The 21,582-nt window shown below is 72.2% G+C and carries 15 protein-coding genes; 13 read left to right on the top strand and 2 right to left on the bottom strand.

Annotated elements, in window-relative coordinates; all coding sequences use genetic code 11:
* The first annotated feature begins 32 nt into the window (after window positions 1-32).
* The 4 genes from O7632_RS00460 to O7632_RS00445 all read left to right on the top strand — a co-directional run bounded on the left by O7632_RS00460 (window position 33) and on the right by O7632_RS00445 (window position 4,029).
* Window positions 33-1,073 carry a hypothetical protein gene (locus tag O7632_RS00460; protein WP_278110405.1) on the top strand — a complete coding sequence of 347 codons (1,041 nt, stop codon included), beginning with the start codon at window positions 33-35 and terminating at the stop codon, window positions 1,071-1,073.
* Window positions 1,070-1,873 (top strand): hypothetical protein, encoded by an 804-nt coding sequence (locus tag O7632_RS00455; RefSeq protein WP_278110403.1) that lies wholly within the window; start codon window positions 1,070-1,072, stop codon window positions 1,871-1,873. Before O7632_RS00460 ends, O7632_RS00455 begins: the two co-directional genes overlap by 4 nt.
* A gap of 62 nt (window positions 1,874-1,935) precedes the next feature.
* Entirely contained in the window at window positions 1,936-2,973 is a 1,038-nt protein-coding gene (locus tag O7632_RS00450; protein ID WP_278110401.1) for an iron ABC transporter permease, read from the top strand.
* Window positions 2,974-2,976: 3 nt separating this feature from the next.
* Window positions 2,977-4,029, top strand: a complete 1,053-nt coding sequence (locus tag O7632_RS00445; protein ID WP_278110400.1) for an iron chelate uptake ABC transporter family permease subunit — start codon at window positions 2,977-2,979, stop codon at window positions 4,027-4,029.
* Here O7632_RS00445 and O7632_RS00440 read toward each other — a convergent pair.
* Entirely contained in the window at window positions 3,981-4,796 is an 816-nt protein-coding gene (locus O7632_RS00440; protein ID WP_278110398.1) for an FCD domain-containing protein, read from the bottom strand. The two genes, O7632_RS00445 and O7632_RS00440, sit on opposite strands and share 49 nt — an antisense overlap.
* Window positions 4,797-4,932: 136 nt before the next feature.
* Window positions 4,933-7,527, bottom strand: a complete 2,595-nt coding sequence (locus O7632_RS00435; RefSeq protein ID WP_278110397.1) for an alpha/beta fold hydrolase — start codon at window positions 7,525-7,527, stop codon at window positions 4,933-4,935.
* A gap of 219 nt (window positions 7,528-7,746) precedes the next feature.
* On the opposite strand from O7632_RS00435, the gene O7632_RS00430 reads away from it, so the two are divergent.
* The 9 genes from O7632_RS00430 (at window position 7,747) to O7632_RS00390 (ending at window position 21,424) form a co-directional block, all read left to right on the top strand.
* Window positions 7,747-8,787, top strand: coding sequence for an acyltransferase family protein (locus tag O7632_RS00430; RefSeq protein ID WP_278110395.1), 1,041 nt, complete (start codon window positions 7,747-7,749; stop codon window positions 8,785-8,787).
* On the top strand, window positions 8,784-9,785 hold the full coding sequence (locus O7632_RS00425; protein WP_278110394.1) for a glycosyltransferase family 2 protein: 1,002 nt from the start codon (window positions 8,784-8,786) through the stop codon (window positions 9,783-9,785). The genes O7632_RS00430 and O7632_RS00425 overlap by 4 nt, the downstream gene beginning before the upstream one ends.
* A gap of 77 nt (window positions 9,786-9,862) precedes the next feature.
* Window positions 9,863-11,344, top strand: coding sequence for an amidohydrolase (locus O7632_RS00420; protein ID WP_278110393.1), 1,482 nt, complete (start codon window positions 9,863-9,865; stop codon window positions 11,342-11,344).
* Window positions 11,335-12,597: an enterochelin esterase gene (gene fes, locus O7632_RS00415; RefSeq protein ID WP_278110391.1), complete on the top strand. Its 1,263-nt coding sequence runs from the start codon at window positions 11,335-11,337 to the stop codon at window positions 12,595-12,597. Before O7632_RS00420 ends, fes begins: the two co-directional genes overlap by 10 nt.
* A 21-nt stretch (window positions 12,598-12,618) precedes the next feature.
* Complete coding sequence (locus tag O7632_RS00410; protein ID WP_278110389.1) at window positions 12,619-13,590, top strand: isochorismatase family protein; 972 nt, start codon at window positions 12,619-12,621, stop codon at window positions 13,588-13,590.
* Entirely contained in the window at window positions 13,574-17,608 is a 4,035-nt protein-coding gene (locus tag O7632_RS00405; protein WP_278110388.1) for an amino acid adenylation domain-containing protein, read from the top strand. Before O7632_RS00410 ends, O7632_RS00405 begins: the two co-directional genes overlap by 17 nt.
* Window positions 17,609-17,743: 135 nt before the next feature.
* The gene (locus O7632_RS00400; RefSeq protein ID WP_278110387.1) at window positions 17,744-18,511 is read left to right on the top strand and encodes a 2,3-dihydro-2,3-dihydroxybenzoate dehydrogenase; all 768 of its coding nucleotides are present in this window, start codon (window positions 17,744-17,746) and stop codon (window positions 18,509-18,511) included.
* A 14-nt stretch (window positions 18,512-18,525) separates the two neighbouring features.
* Window positions 18,526-19,713: an isochorismate synthase gene (locus O7632_RS00395; protein WP_278110385.1), complete on the top strand. Its 1,188-nt coding sequence runs from the start codon at window positions 18,526-18,528 to the stop codon at window positions 19,711-19,713.
* Window positions 19,706-21,424, top strand: coding sequence for a (2,3-dihydroxybenzoyl)adenylate synthase (locus O7632_RS00390; RefSeq protein WP_278110383.1), 1,719 nt, complete (start codon window positions 19,706-19,708; stop codon window positions 21,422-21,424). Before O7632_RS00395 ends, O7632_RS00390 begins: the two co-directional genes overlap by 8 nt.
* The last annotated feature ends 158 nt before the right edge of the window (window positions 21,425-21,582 follow it).

Raw genomic sequence — 21,582 nt, 5'->3', positions numbered from 1 at the left:
TTCATCGTGAGAGTTCAGCACCAGGGCGCCGAGTGCGAGTCGCAGGTCGGCTGGCGTTCGCCACGTCCGTGGTGGCCGCCGTGGCGGTCGTCGGCCTACCGGCCGCCGCCGAGGACGAGACCGCTGGCGTGCCTTCGGCGTCCACCACGCCGGCCGCGACCAGCCCGGCACCATCCGCGCCATCGCCGACGTCTGTCGGGTCTGCCGTGCCGACGGTGTCCGCGACGCCCGACACCGTGATCCCGCCGCTGCCGACGTCCGCTGTCACCGCCGGCCCGCTGCCGACGTCCGCTGTCACCGCCGGCCCGCTGCCGACGTCCGCTGTCACCGCCGATCCGCTGCCGACGTCCGCTGTCACCGCCGGCCCGCTGCCGACGTCCGCCGTCACCGCCGGCCCGCTGCCGACGTCCGCTGTCACCGCCGATCCGGTCCCGGACGGGTTGCCCACCCCAGAGCCAGGCGCGGCAGCCGCCGCAGCCGCCCGCGTCGGTGTCCTCGCTCAGCCAGCAGAATGCCCGACAAGCGCGGCGGCGACCTTCGAGGTGGCCGGATCGGCGGTGATCGGTGGCACGCTCCGGCTGCAAGGGACCGGATGGTGTCATCCGACCGACGGCGGCTCCGTCATCGCGGTGAAGATCAACGACGGGGCATACAGCCACCTGACCGGTCAAGGGCCGAACGCCAACCTCACGGTCTGGCAGGTGGTCGAGGCTGGTGCCGACGGATCCTTCGACGTCGGCATCCGGCTACCCACCGCGAGCAACTCGACGCCGGAGTTCACCCCCGGCACGTACACGCTGCGGTTGCTGACCGGCTCGCTCAAGGCGGGCGACAACATCCGGGCGGTCCAGACGGACTCGTTCACCGTCACCGCGCCCGCATCCCCTGGTGGATCGCCCACCCCGAGCGGCAGCCCGAATCCGGGATCCGGCGGCACCGACGACGAACTGCCCACCACCGGCATCGATGCCTATCGGGCTGGTCTGCTCGGTGGCTTGTTCATCCTGGCCGGGAGCGTCGCGCTGGCATGCACCCGTCGGCCCCGTCCGATCAGCCGGGAGGCGGCGGCGTGACCGGCAGGCTTGCGGGCCGCGACGGTCCACGGGTACGGCCAGCCGGGCCCGGCCGTACCCGCAGTCGGCTGGTGGCTGCCCTGGCCGGCGCGGTCGTCGGGCTCGCCGCCGCGACGACGTCCGGGGCGGTGCCGCCCGGCGGTGCCTCGCCGGACACACCGGGTACGGCGTCTTCGGTGTCCCCCCGCGACATCACCCCGGGGTCATCCATCTCGTTCCAGGTCAGCGGTTTCCCGCCGGGGGAGTCGGTCAACATCAAGATTGACGACGGGGACTATTGCGGTGAGGCCGCGGTGCACGGTGCCTGTGTCGTCCACATCCAGCAGATCGCGGCGGACGGTACCGTGTCCGGCAGCGTGCCGGTCCCGGCCGATCTGCCGCCCGGGGCTCACTGGCTGCGCTATCTCGCCACCGAGCAGTTCACCGACGCGAACGGCAACGCGGGCACCAGGGGGTACACCCTGCGGGGCGGGTCGGACTTCACCGTCGTCGCGGCGGGCGGGACCCCCGGCCCGGATCCCGAGGGGACACCGGCGGGTGGCAGCCCGCCCGGCGCGGGCACGGCGGAGACCGCCCCGCCACCGGTGACAGACAGCCCAGCGGCCGGCGCCGTCTCGGCGTCCGCCAGCGGGCAGCCCGAGGCTACCCCGAGTGGGGTGGCGGTGGTCCGCGTCGCCACCGATGGTGGCCTGGACGGCAACGTCCTGCTCTGGGCGATCCTGGGCGTCGCGTCGCTGGCGGCGATCGGTGGCATCGTCGTGCAGCTGGTCCGCCGCCGATCGCGGCCCGACTCCGGATGACCTCCCAACGGGCTACGGTCGCCCCCGATCCGCCAGCCGACCGTGCCTTGACCTCGCCCCCGGTGACGTGCGTCGATCCGTCGGGGCCGTCCGCCGTCCGCCGTCCCGGCCTACGCCGGGCGATCGTGCTGCTGGTCGCGGTCGTGCTGCTGCTGGTGGGCATCGCCGCCAGCCTGGCCGTCGGATCGCGGTGGATTCCACCGGAGCAGGTGTGGGAGGCCCTGGTCCGTCCGGACGAATCGCTCGCGGCGACGATCGTGCGCGGGCAGCGGGTTCCGCGTACCCTGCTGGCGATCACCGTCGGGATGGCGCTCGCCGTTGCCGGTGCGGTGATGCAGTCGCTGACCCGTAACCCGTTGGCGGACCCCGGCATCCTCGGTGTCAGCGCCGGGGCGGGACTCGCGGTCGTCGCCGCGGTGGCGCTCGCCGGCTACGTCGGCATCTGGTTCTACCTGTGGTTCGCCTTCGCGGGCGCGGCGGTCGCGTCGCTCGTCGTCTACCTACTGGGATCGGCGCCGGGCCTAGCCGCGACTCCCGCCCGGTTGGCACTCGGCGGGATCGCGGTCAGTGCTGCGGCCACCTCCCTGGTCCAGACCGTCATCCTGACCGATCAGACGGCTTTCAACGAGTTCCGCTTCTGGGCGGCGGGCTCTTTGGAAGGTCGGCGGTGGGACGTCCTCGCCGCCGTCGTGCCGTTCGTGGTCCTGGGGCTGGTCGTGGCCGTGGCGGTCGGGCCGGCGCTCAACGCGCTCGCCTTGGGTGAGGAGACCGGTCGGGCACTCGGCGTGCGGTTCCGTTCGACGGTGGCCGCGACGATGGCTGCCGTGGTCCTGCTGTGTGGGGCGGCGACGGCGGCTGTCGGGCCGGTCGGGTTCGTCGGTCTCGGCGTGCCGATCCTGGCCCGCGCGTTGATCGGCCAGGACCAGCGTTGGGTGAATCTGGCCGCCGCGCTGTACGGTCCGGCCTTGCTCCTGCTCGCCGACGTGGTCGGTCGCCGGCTCGCCGGCGGGTCCGAGGTGCAGGTGGGTATCGTCACGGCGATCATCGGGGGCCCGGTGTTCGTCGCCGTGGTGCGACGTACCCGGTCCAAGGCGGTCTGACCGGTGTCCGTCGACAGCAGACATCTGCGCTGGCGGCTCGGCCCGGTCGCACTGCTGGTGGCCCGCCGTCCGGCGGTGGTGGCGGCGGTGCTGCTCGCGGGCGTCGTCAGTGCCGCCGGCTTCGCGGTGCTGTTCGGTGATCATCCGGCGTCGCCGGGTGAGTCGCTGGCCGCGCTGTTCGGCACCACGGACGACGTGCTGGCCGTGATCTTCGTCCGGGACCTGCGGCTGCCACGGGCGTTGGCGGCGGTCGTCGTCGGCGGCTCGCTCGGCGCCTCCGGGGCGATCTTCCAGTCCGTGTCGGGCAATCCACTGGGCAGCCCGGACATCATCGGATTCACCGCCGGTGCGGCGAGTGGGGCGCTGGTGAGCATCATCCTGATCGGGGGTACGCCCGCGCAGGTCGCGATCGGGGCACTGGTCGGCGGCTTCGTCACGGCCGTCGTCGTGTACGGGCTGTCGCGCCGACGAGGCGGCGGCGTCTCCGGATACCAGTTGGTCCTGGTAGGTGTGGGTATCGGGGCGGTGCTGTCGGCGGTCAACGCGTTGCTTCTGGTGCGGTCGTCGCTCACCGCCGCGCAGACCGCCGCGCAGTGGCTGGCCGGCTCGCTCAACGCCATGTCGTGGGCGACGGTCTCGGTGGCGGGCAGCGCGGCCTGCCTGCTCGCGGTGCTGGCCGCACCGTTGTCCCGGCTGCTCGCGGTGCTCATGCTCGGCGACGACGTCAGCGCCGGCCTCGGTGTGCCGCCGCATCGGGTCCGAGCGGTCGCGGTCGCGGTCGGGGTCGCTCTGGTGTCGCTGGCGACCGCGGTCGCCGGGCCGATCGCCTTCGTTGCGCTCGCCGCGCCGCAGCTGGCCCGTCGGTTGACGAGGTCGGCGGGACCGGGAATCGGTGGGGCCGTGATGATGGGCGCGTTGCTGGTCCTCGTCTGTGATCAGCTGGCGCAGCGGCTGTTCGCGCCGGTCCAGTTGCCGGTGGGGGTGGTGACGGGCTCGCTGGGTGGGCTCTACCTGGTCTGGCTGCTCGCCCGGGACGCGCGGCGTCGCCCAGTCTGAGGCTGCATGCGGTCGTCGGCCGGACGGTCGTCGGCCAGCGCCGGTGCGGCTCCCGGTTGCGACGGGACTGGGTCCGCAGCGGCAGAGCCGGCGAGGACGAAGTCGCGGTCGGCGTGATCCGCCGCCGCCGTACGGGCTCCCTCGACATCGCCGGCGATGATCGCGGTGAGGATGCGCTGATGGTCAGCCAGTCGTTCGCTCGCGGTGCCAGGGGTCAGCACGCCCCGGCCGACCCCGCTACGCAGCGCCGCGATCGCGCACTGATAGAACTCGGCGAGCAACGGGTTGCCGGCCGCGTCGAATATGTCGGCGTGGAACGATCCCGGCGACGGCAGGACGAGTGCGCCGGCGGCGTCCGGCTGGCCATCAGTCGGGTGGGGATCATGGCGCGGGGCTGCGTCCAACGATCGTCGCAGCCGCTCGATGTCGTCGGCGGTACGGTTTCGGGCGGCCAGCCCGGCTGCCTCGACCTCGATCGCCCGCCGAAGACCGAGTACCGTGTGGATCGGTTGGTGGATCAGGTGTTCGGTGAGGACCGCGTTGACCGGGCTGCGGGCGCGGACGAACGTTCCCCGGCCGGCACCGCTTTCCAACATGCCGGTGTCGGCGATCGACCGGGTCGCCTCCCGGACGGTGCTGCGTCCGACGCCGAGGAGATTGGCCAGCTCCGTCTCTGTCGGGATGCGCGTGTTCAGTGGCCAGATTCCATCCCTGATCTGCTGGCGCATCCACTCCGCGACCATCTGCGAACGCGATCCCCTGGTCATCGGCGCCCCCCGCTGGTCGCCCGGCCACAAAGCTGGTCCATTGCTCAAACGTTACGCGATCTGCTCGACCGAACGGCTGATGGACCTGTACACCGTTGACTGCCACCCGGATGGCGCGGTACCGCCGCCGATGGTGCTAGGCGGTACCGCCGTCGAGGTAACGCGACAACTCGGCGTCGAGTCGATCCACGATCGGCTGGCAGAACGGTGGCCGCAGGATCGAGGAGTGGCCGCCGTCGACCGGTACGACCGTGTGTGGGCCGGTGAGCACCGTCGTCCACCACTGCGGGCGGTCCGGGTTGCTCGGTGTGGTGAACAGCAACGTTCGGCCCGGCCAGGAGGTGAGCCGGTGCCGGTTGACCAGCCGCAGACTCTGCTCCCAGAAGACCTCCTCGCGGACCTGGGGGGAGTAGCGGACGAGGCCCGCACCGGCCAGCCGCGTGTGCATTCGTAGTCGGTCCCACAGTGGGGGCGCGGAAGGCGCGTCGCCGTCGACGCCGGCGGCGGCCCTGGCCGCCGCAGAAATCCGGTCGGGCAGGACCGTGTCCAGTAGGACCACCAGCGGCACCTGCGCGCCCGTGGCGGCCAACCGGGCAGCGGTCTCAAGGGCGAGTAGCCCCCCGTACGAATGACCGATCAGGATGTACGGGCCGTGTGGCGCGGTGCTGCGGATCACCTTCAGGTGCCGGCGGACCACGGATGACAGCCGCCAATCGGATCGTCCCCGGGTCTCGTAACCACTGGCCTGAAAACCGATCATCGGCAGGTCTGTGCGGAGCGCCATGGCCAGGGGCAGCAGCGACAGGGCCGGAGCACCGCCGCCAGCGAAGCCGAACAACGTCGGTCGTCGGCCGAGGGTGGTCCGCGTGCGGCCGGTGGTCGTCACGTCGGCTGCGGTACGCAACGTCACCGCCGTCGCCGGGAGGGTGTCCCGGCGGGCCTCGCGCCGGTCGATCAGCGTCGCGAGTTCGGCGATCGTGGGCGTCGCCGCCAGGTCACGGGAGCGCAGGGCGGTGCCGGTGGCCCGGCGGACCGCGACGATCATCTCCTGGACCGCGAGTGAGTCGGCACCAAGCTGCCAGAAGTCGGCATTCGCCGCCACCTCGGGCAAGCCGAGCACGGCGCACCAGATGTCGGCGAGCAACCGCTCGGTCGGGGTCTGTGGTCGGACCGGCCGCTGCTCGGGAATTGCTGGCAGGGCCGACCGGTCGATCTTGCTCCGTTCGTTGCGCGGCAGTCGGGACAGCAGCACGATCTGGGCCGGCACCATCCAGGACGGCAGCCGCTCACGCAGCGTCCGGCGCACCGAGGCCGGAGTCGTGGAGTGGTCTGCGGCGACTGGCACGACGTGCGCGATCAGCGCGGCCCGGGTCGCTCCGGTGTCGTCCAGGGTGGGTACGACGGTGACCACCGCCTCGGCGATGTCGGGCGAGTCGAGCAGTGCCGCTTCCACATCGGCCGGTTCGACCAGGTATCCGCCGATCTTCACCGCACTATCCAGGCGGCCCTTGAGATGTAGTACGCCGTCGGAGTCCCACTGGCCGAGGTCGCCGCCACGGTAAGTGGTGGTGCCGTCGGCGTTGCGCCGGAACCGGGCAGCGGTCTGGTCCGGGTCGTTGAGGTAGCCACTGGACAGGTAGCGGGAGGTGATGACGACCTCACCAGTGACACCGGGTGGCAGCGGTTGGCCGTCCTCGCCGATCACCTCGATGGTCTTGTTCGCGGCGGGCGTTCCGACCGGGACGATTCCCGGTGGCACCGGCTCCGAGGCGGGCAGCCGGTAGTGCGCCATGATGCCGATCTCGGAGGCGCCGGACCAGCTGACGAACGCGCTGGTCGACGTGAGTCTCGCGCGTAGCCGTCGCACCATGGTGGAGTGGATCGCCTCGCCCAGGGAGGTGACCATCCGTACGGTGGTGAACGTCGCCTGGGCCCCTGGGGCGTCCAGGATCGAGCGCAGCAGCGCGGGAGTCAGGTGCACCGTGCTGACCTGTTGGTCGCGCAGCCAGCTCAACATCCCGTTCAATCCGAGCAGACGAGGGTCGTACACGTGGACGCTGGAGCCGGTGAGCAGCGACATGAACAGTACGTCGAGTCCGCCGCCGTAGCTGAGCGGCATCACCAGAGCGTTGCGGTCGGCCGGGATCAGGTCGAGCGCGCGGCGGGCGACGTATGCCTGGTTGAGCCAGGTGGCGTGGCTGTGTACGACGCCCTTCGGACGGCCGGTCGAGCCGGACGTGAAGAAGATGACCGCGGCGTCGTCGCCAGCGCTGTCCGGTAGATGGCCGGGTCCGTCCGGTAGCCCGGCGATGGTGTCGGTGTCGATGCGCCGGGCACCGGCGATGTCGAGGATCTGCTCGGCCCGCTGACTCGGCAGGGTCGGGTCGAGCGGGATCACCGCCCGCCCGGCGAGGACCACGGCGAGCAGGGCACTCGTGCAGCGGGCGGTGGATTCGATGGTGAGCGCCAACGGGATGTGCGGGGCGAGGTCGGCGGTGTGCGCGCGTACCGCGCGTGCTCTGTCGTGCGCGACGCGCCACAATTCCGCGTAGCTGTACTGGCCGTCGGGCGCGGCGACGGCCAGTGCGTTCGGCGTGGTGTCGGCGATGTGCCGAAGGCGCTGGTCGATCGATGTCCAGTCGCCGGGCACGACCAGGGGTATGGGTTCCGGATGCCCCGTGTCGGGACGGCGCTCGGCGGTGGTGTCGTCCGTCCGGAGAGTGGGGCGCATGCCGGCTCCTCGTCATTCGCGGGTTCGGAGTATGACTTCAGAAGAGTTTAGGGTAACCTAACTATCATCTGACAATAAGTCCTGGGCGAGTCGATGGCCTTCGGATGCCGGACGGGCAGGTGGCAGAGAGGGCTTGACAGCATGGTGGGCGGTGTGGCCGGCGGCGGGTCGACCCTGGGACGTGCGACGGCCACCTCGACGGGCGATCGGCTGGACTGGGTGGACGTCGCACGCGGCGCGGCGATCCTGCTCATCGTCGAGCTGCACACTCAGGGAGCACTCCGGCTGCTCGGTGCCGACCATCCGCTGCTCAGCTCGGTGAACGTCGCCCTCGCCACCGTTCGCCTACCGACCTTCTTCCTGGTGTCCGGCCTGCTCGCGGTGTCGGTGCTGGCGGTGCCATGGCGGCAGTTCCTGCGACGCCGGCCCGGCAGCCTGCTCTACCTCTACCTCCTGTGGGGCGGCATCCTGCTGGCCGTGACGACCCTGCTCGCCGTCGTCACGGGAGAACCCGCCGCCGTCGCCCGGGCCACCGCGCACGCCCTGCTCGTCGCCGACAGCGAGTTGTGGTATCTCGTCGCGCTCGCCGTCTTCTGCACGGTTTCCCGGCTCACTCGCGCTGTCCCGGTCGCGGTACAACTCGCGGCGGCTGCCGCGCTCGCCGCGCTGGCCGCGACCGATCTGCTCCCAATCACCTCGTGGGGGGTCGATCACATGCTCTCCTGCTACCTGTACTTCCTGATCGGTCGACACTTCCGACCGGCGGTGATTGCCTTTTCCCGCGGAGCCACCATCCGTCGATGCGTCCTGCTCGGCGTGACGTGGTTGGTGGTCGGCGGCCTGCTACGGCTGGCCGATCCCAGCGGCCGGGCGCTGCTCGCGCTGCTCCCGCTGGTCGCCCTGCCGCTGGCGGTCAGCCTCGCCGCCGTCGCTGTCGACCGACCCGTCGGGGCGCCGCTTCGCATCATCGGTCGGCACACCCTGCCGATCTACGTGCTGCACCCGGTCGTCATCGCGGTTCTCGCCTGGTCGGCCGCCCCCGGCCCGACGACCGACCACCTGTCCGGCGGCGAGCCACCGCCCCACGCCGATCTGCCCCTGGCTGACCTGCCCCTGGCCGGCCAGGCCGGCCTGGTCCTGGTCACCACGGCCGGGGTGGCCGCCTCGTGCTGGCTCGCCTGGCGCCTACTACGCCGGATCCCGGGCCTGTTCGAACTGCCCGCACCCCGGGTGGCGGTGGATCAGCGGGGCCGGACGTGATCGCGGCGTCGGGCGTGGACACCAGCGTCTCCGTGGTGCTGCCGGTCTACAACACCGCCGGTACGATCGCGGCCTGCCTGCGCTCGGTGGCCGCGCAGACGCTGCGACCCAGCCAGGTGATCCTGGTTGACGACTGCGGCGGCGACGACGCGATCGAGGTCGCCCGTCGTACGCTGGCCGATGTCGACCTGCCGTACCTGGTGCTGCGGCACGACCGCAACCGGCGGATCGGGGCCGCTCGCAACACCGGGCTCGCTCGGGCCACCGGCGAGTGGATCTGGTTCCTCGACAGCGACGACCAGGCCGATCCGACCTTCCTGGCCCGGCTCGTCGCGGCGGCCACCGATCACCGGGCCGATCTCGCGGTCTGCCGTACCCGACGGGTGGATCCGGCCGGCAACCAGCTCGACGTCGTCGAACCCCGCTGGCGGCGCCCGGCGGTCACCGGGGAACAGGCCGCACGCCTACTGCTGGCCGACCGGATGAAGGCGTACGCCTGCAACAAGGTGTTCCGCCGCCGGATCCTGCCGGCTGCGCCGTTCGACCTCGACCGCAGCTACGAGGATTTCCGGCCGGCGCTGCGGACCCTGCTGCGGGCGACGTCGGTAGCGCTGGTCGACGAGCCGCTCTACCGGTACACGGTCGATCCGTCGTCGGTCTCCGGCCACTTCGGCAGACACACCTTCGATTTGCTCACGGTCGCCGACGACGTGCACGCCGAACTCGTCCGCCGAGGGCTGTCCCGGCGCTGGCGCACCGACCAGCTGACCTATCTGATCGCCAACGTGGTCCTACCGCTCGCGAACATGGCGCTGCGCGCCGAACACGCCGGACGCGTGGACGACACCACCCGGGCGGCGGTGGCGGCGGCCCGCCGTCGGACGCGGGTGGTCGACCTGGTCCGGCTGCTGGCGGCCGGCCGGATCCATCCGGCCGTGGCCGGCGGCGTACTCAAGGCGGCACCGGCCCTGTACGCACGAGTATTGGCCCGTCGATGAGGTGGCGACCCCACGCGAGCACCACCAACGCCGCGCCGGTCGATCCGGCACGGCCCGATCGATCGTCGGAGGATCGTATGTCGAAGCAGCGGCCGAGGTCAGGTGGCGAGCGCGACGGGGCATCGGCGGAGGCCGGGCGGGACGCGCTCAAGGCAGCGATCGCAGCGGCGATCGACCGGGACGCCGGGCGGCTGACCGCCCTGGGTGAGGACATCTTCGCCCACCCCGAGTTGGCATACCACGAGTTCCGCACCGCCGACGTCGTGGCAGGTGAGCTGCGTCGGCTGGGCCTCACCGTCGAGGAGGGCCTGGCCCGCACCGGCGTACGGGCCCGGCTGCGCGGGCGCGGCCACGGACCGACGGTCTGCGTGCTGGCCGAACTCGACGCGATCCCCACGCCCGGACATCCGGCGGCCGACCCGGTCACCGGGGCGGCCCACTCGTGCGGCCACCATGCCCAGGTGGCGCACTTGGTCGGGGTCGCCCGGGCGCTGACCGAGTGGGCCGCCGGCGAGCTCGCCGGCGACGTGCTCTTCTTCGCCGTACCGGCCGAGGAGTACAGCGACATCGACCGATCGGGCGCCCCGGAGGTGGAGTTCCCCGGCGGCAAGCAGGAACTGATCCGGCTCGGCTGCTTCGACGGAGTGGACCTGGCGATGATGGCGCACGCCGTGGGCACGGGGGAGCCCCGCGACGGGGCTGTTCCGGCGAGGGCTCTTGGCATGACCTGGCAGTACACCGGCTTCGCCACCCGCCGGGCGACGTTTCGGGGTCGGGCGGCACATGCTTCCACGGCGGCCGGGGACGGCGTCGACGCGCTGGGCGCGGCCCGGATCGCCTTGCATGCCATCGACACCCAGCGGGAGTCGTTCGCCGACGGCGTCCGGGTGCATCCTGTGTTGCGGACCCACCACGGGACGCTCAACGTGGTCGCCGACCGGGCCGAGGTCGACGTCGTGATCCGAGGCCGAACCGAAGCATCCATCATGGACGCCCAAAGACGGATCGACCGCGCGCTGCGGGCCGGTGCCTTCGCCGTCGGGGCCGGTGTCGAGTTCACCACCGCACCGGGATACCACCCGCTGTCGGTGGACCGTGCCCTTGGCGACATTTTCCGGGCCAACGCGGTTCGCCTGGCCGGCACGGCCGCCTGGTCGGAAACCGAGTTCTCCGCCGCCTCCACCGACGCCGGCGACCTCAGCACACTGCTGCCGGTGCTGCACGCCACGCACGGCGGCTGCGCCGGGGTCAACCACTCGGCGTCGTTTCGGATCGTCGACCCGATCCAGGCGTACGTGCAGCCGGCGATCGCGCTGGCCTGGACGGTCGTCGACCTGCTGGGCGGAACCGCCGACGCCGCTCACCAGGCGGTGGCCGCGTACCGCCCCCGGTACACCCGTTCCCGATACGTCGAAACGCTACGCGCTGTCACCCGCCGCCGCTGGTACCCGCCGCCGGCCGAGCTTGTCGACGGTGAGCTTGTCGACGGTGAGCTTGTCGACGGCCAGCCGGGACCGGCGTACGAAATCGACAACCCGGTGGAGGAGGTATGGGTCTGACGGACCTCCTTCGGCCGCCGGTGACGACAGGTGTGCCGCCACACACGCCGCGTCCCTATCCGCTACCGGTCTGCCGGAGCCCTCGGCTGGCCCGGCTGTCCGCCGCTTTGCCCGACAACCGGGCGGTGTCCGACTTCTGGTCCGAGGTGGCCGCTCGTGGCACCCCGCTGCTGGAACCCGATGGGGACGCCGTCATCGTGACCTTCCTGTGGCGGGATCCGGACGCGGCGGCGGTCATCCTGCATGTGAACCGGTTGACCGATTTCCGCAGCCTGGACCAGAGCATGATGCGGCGGTTGCCGGGCACCGACGTCTGGCATCTGAGCTACCGGATGCCGCCGACCTGGCGGGCTAGTTACGGCATCGGACCGTTGCCCGCACCACTGGTGCCCATCCATCCCGACCAGTCGGCGGACAAGGCGCGCTGGCGACGGTTGCGGTCGTCGGCGCTGCCGGACCCTCTCAACCGGGCGTCGCTGAGACACCGGGCCGACGGCCCGGCGCTGTCCGTGGTCGCCCTGGCCGGCGCGCCGCCGCAGCGATGGTTCGCCGCCCGCCCGGGAGTCGCCCGGGGGCGGGTCGGCCGACACCAGGTGGGTGACCGTACGGTGTGGAGCTATCTGCCGCCGGGAGCCGGACACCGTGACCTGCCGGTGGTCGTCCTGCTCGACGGCGACGTGTGGGGCGGACAGGGTCTGCTCGGGGCGACGGTGGACAACTTGATCGCCGCCGGCCGGATCCCGCCGATCGTGGTGCTGATGGTCGATTGCGCGGCTGTCCCGGCTCGGAGCAGGGATTTGACCTGCAACCCGGCGTTCGCTGGGTTCCTCGCCGGCGACCTGCTCGCCTGGGCGGCGGCCAGGTGGCCGGTCACGTCGGACCCGGCGGCCACGGTGGTGGCGGGTCAGAGCCTGGGCGGGCTGGCCGCCGCGTACACGGCGCTGTGCGCCCCGGACCGGTTCGGGGCCGTGCTGTCGCAGTCCGGCTCCTACTGGTTTCCCGGCGGCGACGTGCGGGAGTGGCTCACCGGGCGGTACGCGGCGATTGAGCGGCTGCCGCTGCGGTGGTACCTGGAGGTGGGGGCGCGTGAGTGGGATCTCGTCGAGCCGACCCGGCGGCTGCGTGACGTGCTGCTCGGACGCGGCTACCCGGTGACGTACGCCGAGTTCGACGGGGGGCACGACGTCGCCTGTTGGCGGGGCGGTCTGGGGGACGGACTGATCGCCGTGCTGGGAAACATCAGACAAAGCTAAGGCATGCCTTACTATACTGTCATGAGCCTGCCCAAGCTGGCCGACTACCAGCCGCCGACACTTGCCGAGCTGCCCGCCAGCCGCGCCGACTGGACCCTGTCGCCGGACCGCTGCGCGTTGCTGGTGCACGACATGCAGGGATATTTCACCAGGATCTATCCCGAGGGCAGCCGGGCGTTCGGCGCCGTCGTCACGTCGATCACGACGTTGCTCGACGCCGCCGGCAGGGCCGGCGTCCCGGTGGTCTACACGGCCGCACCCGGCGACCAGGATCCGGCCCGGCGCGGGCTGCAGACCGACCTGTGGGGGCCGGGACCGAAGGCGGAGCCCGAGGACATCGACATCGTCGCGCCCCTCGCCCCACCGGCCGGTGCCACCACGCTGACCAAGCACCGGTACAGCGCCTTCGTCCGTACGACGCTGGCCGAGTGGCTGCGGGAGCGCGGCCGCGACCAGCTGGTCGTCACCGGCGTGTACGCCCACATCGGAGTCCTCGCCACCGCGACCGACGCCTTCTGCCGCGACATCGCGCCGTTCGTCGTGGCCGACGGCGTCGCCGCCTTCGACCGGGAGGGACACCTGGCGGCGTTGACCCACGCCGCGCACAGCTGTGCCGTGGTGACCGACACGGCGAGCGTGCGCGCCGCGCTCGACCCGGTGCCGGCGGGCGGCGAGTGGAAGCCGGTGCTGGCGGAACTGCTCGACCCTTTGCTGACCGAACCGGACGGGCTCCGTCGGGCGCTCGCCGACCCGCAGCAGGATCTATTCGAACTGGGCCTGGATTCAGTCCGGGCGATGTACCTGATCACCGCACTCGGCGACCGGGGGATCGACGTCGACTTCGGTGAGTTCGCGGCCAACGGAACGGTCAGCTTCCTGCGCGACCAGATCAGCGAGTCACCGGCGGTGACCGACGCTACCTCGCCTGCCGACGCTACCTCGCCTGCCGACGCGAACTCCTTCCGGGGCGGTTCCGGTGCCGGCGGTAGTTGAGGGCGACAGCGGCCACGACGACTGGCTGCCGCTCACCTCCGCGGCCCGGGGCCTCTACTTCGCTCACCAGCTCGACCCCGGCAGCGCCGCGTACTCCACCGCCGAGGCCGTGCACATCGACGGCCCGCTCGACCCCGCCCGGCTGGCCGAGGCGCTGCGCCGGGCGTACCTCGATTTCGACCAGCTCCGGGTGGTGTTGCGGCTGCGCTCAGACGGACCACAGCAACGGGTGTGCTCCGAGCCGCCGGCCCGGCTGCGGGTGGTCGACCTGCGCGCCGACCCGGATCCGGCGGCCGAAGCCGACCGGCGGATCCGGGCCGATGTCGCCTGCCCGCTCGACCTCGACGGCGGTGAACTGGTCCGTACGGTGCTCTTCCGGACCGGCCCCGACCGGGCCCTGTGGTACCACTGCGCACACCACGTGCTGCTGGACGGCTTCGGGTTCGCCCAGTTCGCCCGCCGGGTCGCCGACTGGGACCGCGCGCTCGCCGGGGACGGCCTCGCTCCAGTGCCGGTCACCGCGACCCTCGCCGATGTCGTCGCCGAGGACAGGGCGCGCGGCGACGACGTCGCGGCGACCATCGCCGACGAGCGGTTCTGGGCCCCGCGGCTGTCCCACTCCACAACGTCCACTCTGGCCGGACGCTCGGCCGACCCGGCGTCGGCGGCGCTGCGGGTGGCCGTCGAGCTGGCCGACGACGTCCAGCGCTCGCTCGCGGTTGCCGGACGGCGCCACGACGGACCGTGGACCGACGTGGTGACCGCCGCCTTCGCCGGCTACCTGGGCCGGATGACCGACCTGGACGAGGTTCGCGTCGGCGTACCACTGATGAACCGGGTGACCGCCGGCCGGCGGGTGTCGGCCGCCGCCCGTACCGTCTGCACCGCCGTGAACGTCGTGCCGATGACCCTGCACCCTGGCCCGGCCACCGTCGGTGAGCTGGTCGCCGAGGTCCGGAGCGAATCGGCGCTGGTACGTGAACACGCGTACACCCGACAGGAGGAACTCGCCCGCCGGCTCCGCCGCGCCGGGGGTGGCCAGCTGTTCGGCCCGCAGGTCAACATTTTGCCGTTCGACGTGCGTCTGCGGTTCGCGGCCGGTGCCACCGGTGTGGTGCGTAACGTGACCGCCGGCCCGGTCGACGACATGACCTGGTGCCTGCGCGGCGTTCCCGGCAAGGGCCGGCCCGTCCACTTCGAGCTCGACGCCAATCCCCGGCTGTACCGCCACCGCGAGGTTGCCTGGCACGCCGAGCGGATGGTCGCCTGGTTGGCCACGGTCGCCGACGCCGATCGAACGGATCAAGTCGCCGACCTGCCGCTGCTGACCGCCGCCGACCGGCGTCGGGTGCTGGTCGACTGCCAGGGCCCGGTGGTGGACCGGGCCAGCACGACCCTGCCGGCGGCCTTCGACGCGCAGGTACGGCGGACCCCGGACGCGGTGGCGCTGCGGTACGCCGACCAAGAGCTGACCTACGCCGAACTCGACGAGCGGGCCACCCGGCTCGCCTGGTCGCTCGCCCAGCTGGGGGTCGCCGGGCGCGACGTCGTCGGTGTCGGTCTGCTGCGCGGTGTCGAGCTGTTCGTCGCCCTGTACGCGCTGGCGCGGCTCGGTGCGACGTACCTGCCGGTCGATCCGGAGCTGCCCGTCCGGCGGATCGCCGGCATGCTCGCCGACGCGCGAGGCCGGTGGCTGCTCACCGACAGCCGCGCGGGGCTGCCCACCGGCGAGCTGGCCGACGGCGAGCCGGCCGACGGCGAACCGGCCACCGGGCGTCCCGGGCCACGGGTGCTCTCGCTCGATCCGGACGCACCGGTGGGCCGGGCGGCGGCCGCCGCGTCACCGGCCCAGTTGCGGCGGCTGCGCGTGGACCGCCGCTACCGCGTCGGCCCCGACGATGTCGCGTACGTGCTGTTCACCTCCGGTTCGACCGGACGGCCCAAGGGTGTCCGGATCACCCACCGGGCGATCGACAACCGGCTGGCCTGGATGCAGGACCACTTCCGGCTGTGTACCGGGGAGCGGGTGCTGCACAAGACCCCGATCTCGTTCGACGTGTCGATTTGGGAGCTCTTCTGGCCGCTGCGGGTGGGCGGGTGCGTGGTGGTGGCCGAGCCCGGCGGCCACCGCGATCCCCGTCAGCTGGCCGAACTGATAGTAACCGAGCGGATCTCGACGGTGCACTTCGTGCCGTCGATGCTGCGCGCTTTCTGCGCCGACGCGGCGAGCGCGGCGGTCGGCGAGGCGGGCCGACTGTCCCGACTGGTCTGTTCCGGCGAGGCGTTGACCGCTGACCTGGCCGCCGTCGCGGCGCGCCGCCTCGGTGTCGCCCCCACCAACCTGTACGGGCCCACCGAGGCCGCCGTCGACGTGACCTGCTGGCAGTGGGATCCGGACCAGGACGGCGAGGCGGTGCCGATCGGTCGGCCGATCTGGAATACCCGCGCCTACGTCCTCGACCAGGACCACCGGCCGGTGCCGCCCGGTGCTACCGGCGAGCTGTACCTGGCCGGGGTTCAACTGGCGGTCGGTTACGCCGGTCGCGACGACCTCACAGCGGAACGCTTCGTCCCCGATCCGTTCGTGCCCGGCGAGCGGATGTACCGCACCGGTGACCTGGCCAGCTGGCGTGACGACGGGGCGCTGCGCTATCTGGGCCGGGTCGACGACCAGCTGAAGATCCGTGGCCAGCGGGTGGAACCGGGCGAGGTGGAGGCGGTCCTCGGCACGGTCGGGCAGGCCGGTCAGGTGGCCGTGGTCGGGGTCACCGGTTCCGGCGATGATACCCGACTGGTCGCGTACTTCACCGGCAACGTCGCGGCGGACCGGTTGCGGGCGGCGGCGGCGCGGCGCCTACCGGAGGCGATGCGGCCGACGGCGTACCAGCGGGTCGACGACCTGCCACTGACCGGCAGCGGAAAGGTCGACCGGGCTGGCCTGGCCGCACGCGGCCTGCCCCGCGCCGGTACGCGGCTCGGCGGCGCCGTCCCGGCCGATTTGTGGCAGCAGATGATCGGCGAGGTGATGGGCGACGTCCTAGGCAACGACGCTCCGACGGCCGCCGACACGGACTTCTTCGTCGCCGGAGGTAATTCGCTGCTGGCGCTGCGGTTGATGGACCGCATCGAGTCCACTGTCGGTGCCCGGCTGTCGCTGGTCGATGTGTTCGCGTCCCCGACACCGGCACAACTCGCCCGGCTGGTCACCCGGGGCCGGGCGGAGCACGGCCGGTCGGATCTCGGCGAGATCCTGACCCTGCGCACCGGCTCCGGGTGGCCGTTGGTTCTGTTGCCGCCGGCGGGCGGGCTCGGCTGGTGCTACGCGCCGCTGCTGCGTCGGCTGCCGCCCTCGTTGGCGGTGCACGCGATCCAGTCGACCGCCTTCACCGAGCCGGATCGCGCGTTGCCGCCGACGTTGTCGGCGCTGGCCCGGCGCTACCTGGCGGCGATCCGCTCGCTGGTGGGTGACGGCGGGTTCCATCTGGCGGGGTGGTCGATCGGCGGGATGGCGGCGCAGGCGGTGGCGGCCCTCGCCGCGACCGACGGCCAGCCGACCGGGGTGGTCGCGTTGCTGGACGCCTATCCGGCCGCGCAGTGGCGGCATCTCGGCCAGCCGACGCGCACCGAGGTGCTACGCGGCATTTTGCGGATGGCCGGGGTCGAGCACCTCGTGCCGGTGGAGTCCGTCGTGGACGACGCCGACGTCCAGCGGGTGTTGCGGGCCGGGGGCAGCCCGATGGCGGCGTTGGCACCGCAGGTACTGGCGGCGAGCATCCGCTGCGTGGCACACGGCACGGAGCTGGTCCGTACCGGGGAGGATCTGTGGTTTCCCGGCGAGGTGCTGGTGTTCCGCGCGGCCGCGCCACGCGCGGAGACCTGGCTCGACCCGGCGGGTTGGGCACCGTACGTCGGCCGGGTCGAGGTGGTAGACGTGCCGGCGACCCACCCGGATCTGGTACGGGTGCCGGCGGTCGACCGGGTTTCGGCGGTGCTCGGTCAGCGGATCGCGGGCGCCTGATGATCCGGTGACGCGGCGCACGCTTGCGTTGCTCAAATGTCTGACAATAGTTAGGCTATCCAAAGTAAGGCGGTCGAGCGGGGTCGCACCAGCGAAAACCGCCCCGCAGACATCCTGATCGCTGACAGGGGAGCCGTGGGACAGCTACTGGCAGGCGTGGTGGCGGTGGTCACCGGTGCGGCCGGTGGCATCGGTGCCGCTATCGGCCGGGCCCTCACCGCCGAGGGCGCCGCCGTCGCGGCAGTCGACCGGGACCGCTCCGGACTGGCGGCGGTGACCGGTTGGTACGGAGCGACGCCGTACCCGGTCGACGTCGTCGACCCGGACGCGGTCGACGACGCGATCGAGCGGATCGAGGCCGGTCTGGGACCGGTCGGTGTCCTCGTCAACGCGGCCGGGGTGCTGGTCCCCGGCGCGGCCACGGCGATCAGCGACCGCGACTGGCACGACACCTTCGCGGTCAACGCCACCGGCGTGTTCCACATGTGCCGGGCGGTGGTCGCCCGGATGCGGCCACGACGACACGGAGCCGTGGTGACCGTCGCCTCCAACGCGGCCGGGGTGCCGCGTACCGGGATGGCGGCGTACGCGGCGAGCAAGGCCGCCGCGGTCGCCTACACCATGTGCCTCGGCCTGGAAGTGGCCCGCGACGGCATCCGCTGCAACGTGATCTCGCCCGGATCGACCGACACCCAAATGCTGCATCAACTCTGGACCGACGGGACAGGGCCGCGCGAGACCGTCGACGGGCGACCCGATCAGTTCCGCACCGGGATCCCGCTCGGCCGGATCGGCACCCCTGACGACGTCGCCGAGGCGGTGGTGTTCCTCGCTTCGGCCCGAGCCCGGCAGATCACCCTGCAGAACCTGTACGTCGACGGCGGGGCGGCACTGCGGATGTGAGGGGAGCAGATTCGGTGACCGTGATCCAGACCGACCCGGCACGCCCGGCGGTCGTCGACCTGCTCGGTGCCTACCGTCCCGACGCGGGGTCGTTCTTCTTCTCCTCGCCGCGACAGGCGATGCTCGCCACCGGTGCGGCGGCACTGGTGCCCGACCGACCGGCCGACCTGCCCGCCTACGTCGCGGAGCTGCTGGCCGGAGCACGCGGTGACCTGGCGGAGCCGGTCGCCGTCGGCGCGCTGCCGTTCTCCGGGTTCGCCGGGGCACGCCTGGTGGTGCCGGCCGCCGTACACCGATCGGACCCGATCCCGGCCGATGGTCTGCCGCGGCCCGCCGTCCGCGCCGTCCGGCCGACCCGGGTGCTGCCAGCGCCGGCCGCGTCGCGATACCTGGACGCGGTGCGACAGGCGGTGACCATGCTGCGCGCCGGCGAGTTGGACAAGGTGGTGCTGGCCCGCTGCCTTCAGGTGGACGTGGACCAGCCGGTCGACGTGCCGTCACTGCTGCACGCCCTGGCATGGCGGGACCCTCACGGCTACACGTACGCGGCGGATCTGCCCGGCGGTCGCACGCTGCTCGGGGCGAGCCCGGAACTGCTGGTGTCCCGCCTGGACGGGCAGGTCGTCGCCAACCCGCTGGCAGGCTCACTGCCCCGGGCCGCCGACCCGGCGGAGGACCGGCGACGGGCGGTCGCCCTGCGGGCGTCGGTCAAGGACCGCCGGGAACACGCCTTCGTGGTGGATGCGGTGGTGGAGGCACTGCGGCCCTACCTGCACCAGGTACGGGTGCCGGCCGGACCACCGACGGTGGTCCCGACCGCCAGCATGTGGCACCTGTCCACCCGGGTCACCGGGCAGGTCATCGACCCCGACGTGTCGGCGCTGCAACTGGCGGCGGCGTTGCATCCGACCCCGGCGGTCTGCGGCACGCCTGTCGACGCCGCCCGTACCGCCATCGCCCGGCTCGAACCGTTCGACCGCGACTTTTACGCCGGCATGGTCGGCTGGGTCGACGACGCCGGCGACGGCGAATGGGTCGTCGGAATCCGCTGCGCCCAGGTGACCGGGCAGTCGTTGCGGCTGTACGCCGGCGCCGGCATCGTGGCCGACTCCACGCCTGAAGCGGAGCTCGCCGAGACGGCGGCGAAGTTCCGGACCATGCTCACCGCTATGGGCGTCCCCGCAGGAGAGACAGATGACTGACCAGCCGCAGCCGACCAGCCGCCCCGACCCGGCGCCCGCCACCGACGTCGACTTCGTCCCCTGGCCAGCCGGGTACGCGCAGCGGTACCGGCAGGCCGGCTACTGGCGCGGGGAGACCTTCGACCAGTGGCTCGCCGGGCTGGCGGCGCGGCACGGCGACCGGTGCGCGGTGGTCGGTGCCGGCCAGCGGTGGAGCTACCGCCAGCTGCACCGACGGGCGCACCGGCTGGCCGCCGGGCTGCACGATCTCGGTGTACGGCCCGGCGACCGGATCGTGGTGCAACTGCCGAACGTGCCGGAGTTCCTCGCTCTGCTGTTCGCCCTGTTCCGCATCGGTGCCTGGCCGGTGCTCGCGCTGCCCGCGCACCGCCGTGCCGAGATCACTCACCTGGTCGAACTGACCGGCGCGGTCGGTTACGCGGTCGCCGACCGGCACGCCGGATTCGACTACCGCGACCTGGCCCGCCAAGTCCGCTCGTCCAGCGGCGGCACGCTGCGGCACGTGCTGGTGCACGGCGACGCGGCCGAGTTCACCGATCTCGCCGCCCTCGACGGTGACTCCACCGGCCTGCCGGCCGGGCCGGCCGCGAGCGAGGTCGCCTTCCTCAACCTGTCCGGCGGCAGCACCGGGCTACCGAAACTGATCCCCCGTACCCATGACGACTACCTGTACAGCGTGCGGGCCTCCGCCGAGATTTGCGGACTGGACGAGCAGACGGTCTACCTGTGCGTGCTGCCGGTGGCCCACAACTTCTCGCTCAGCTCACCAGGAGTACTCGGCGCACTGCACGCCGGCGGCCGGATCGTGCTCGCCGCCGCGCCGACTCCCGCCGTCGCGTTCGACCTGATCGCCGCCGAACAGGTCACCGTCACCGCGCTGGTGCCGCCATTGGCCAAGCTGTGGTTGCAGGCCGCCGCCAGTCGCCGGCCCGACCTGTCCAGCCTGCGGCTGCTGCAGGTCGGCGGCGCGCGGCTCAGCGACGAGGTGGCCGCCCGGGTGCGGCCGACCTTCGGCTGCCTGTTGCAGCAGGTGTTCGGCATGGCCGAGGGTTTGGTCAACTACACCCGGTTGGACGACCCGCCAGCGGTGGTGACCACCACGCAGGGCAGACCGATCAGCCCGGACGACGAGATCCGCGTCGTCGACCAGCACGACCGGGACGTCCCCCCAGGCGGCACCGGGCAGCTGCTCACCCGGGGCCCGTACACCATCCGGGGTTACTACCGGGCGGCGGCGCACAACGCGACCGCGTTCACCGCCGATGGCTTCTACCGTACCGGCGACCTGGTCCGCCGTACCGCCAGTGGGCACCTGGTGGTCGAAGGAAGGGTGAAGGACCAGATCAACCGGGGCGGCGAGAAGGTCGCCGTGGAGGAGGTCGAGAACCATCTGCTCGCCCACCCGGCGGTGCTGGACGTAGCGGTGGTCGCCGTCCCAGACGACATGCTCGGCGAGCGCACCTGCGCGATCGTCGTACCACGGCAGACACCGCCCCCGGTCGCGGCGCTCCGGGCTTTCCTCCGTGACCGGGGGCTCGCCGACTTCAAGATCCCTGACCGGGTCGAGTACACCGCCGGCTTCCCGCTCACCGGTGTCGGCAAGATCAGCCGGACCGAGCTGCGTGCCCGGCTCGCGGCGGAACTCGCGACTGCGACCGCCGACGATCGCCGAATCGGCTCGCCTCGGAATCATGACAGGGTAGGCGGTTGACGGGCTGACGCCATTGGAATTCAACCCCGCCACAGCGCCGCGCCCGATGGGCCTGTACCGCGCCAAAACCTGTCGCACATACCGTGAGCTGGGAGTTCTTGGCTTGGGTTGATGATCGTCGGGATGGTCGTGCGGTTGCTGTACCTGGGGATGATCCG

The sequence above is a fragment of the Solwaraspora sp. WMMD406 genome, from assembly GCF_029626025.1.
Lineage (GTDB): Bacteria > Actinomycetota > Actinomycetes > Mycobacteriales > Micromonosporaceae > Micromonospora_E.
This window is presented reverse-complemented; position numbering and strand designations above follow the sequence as displayed.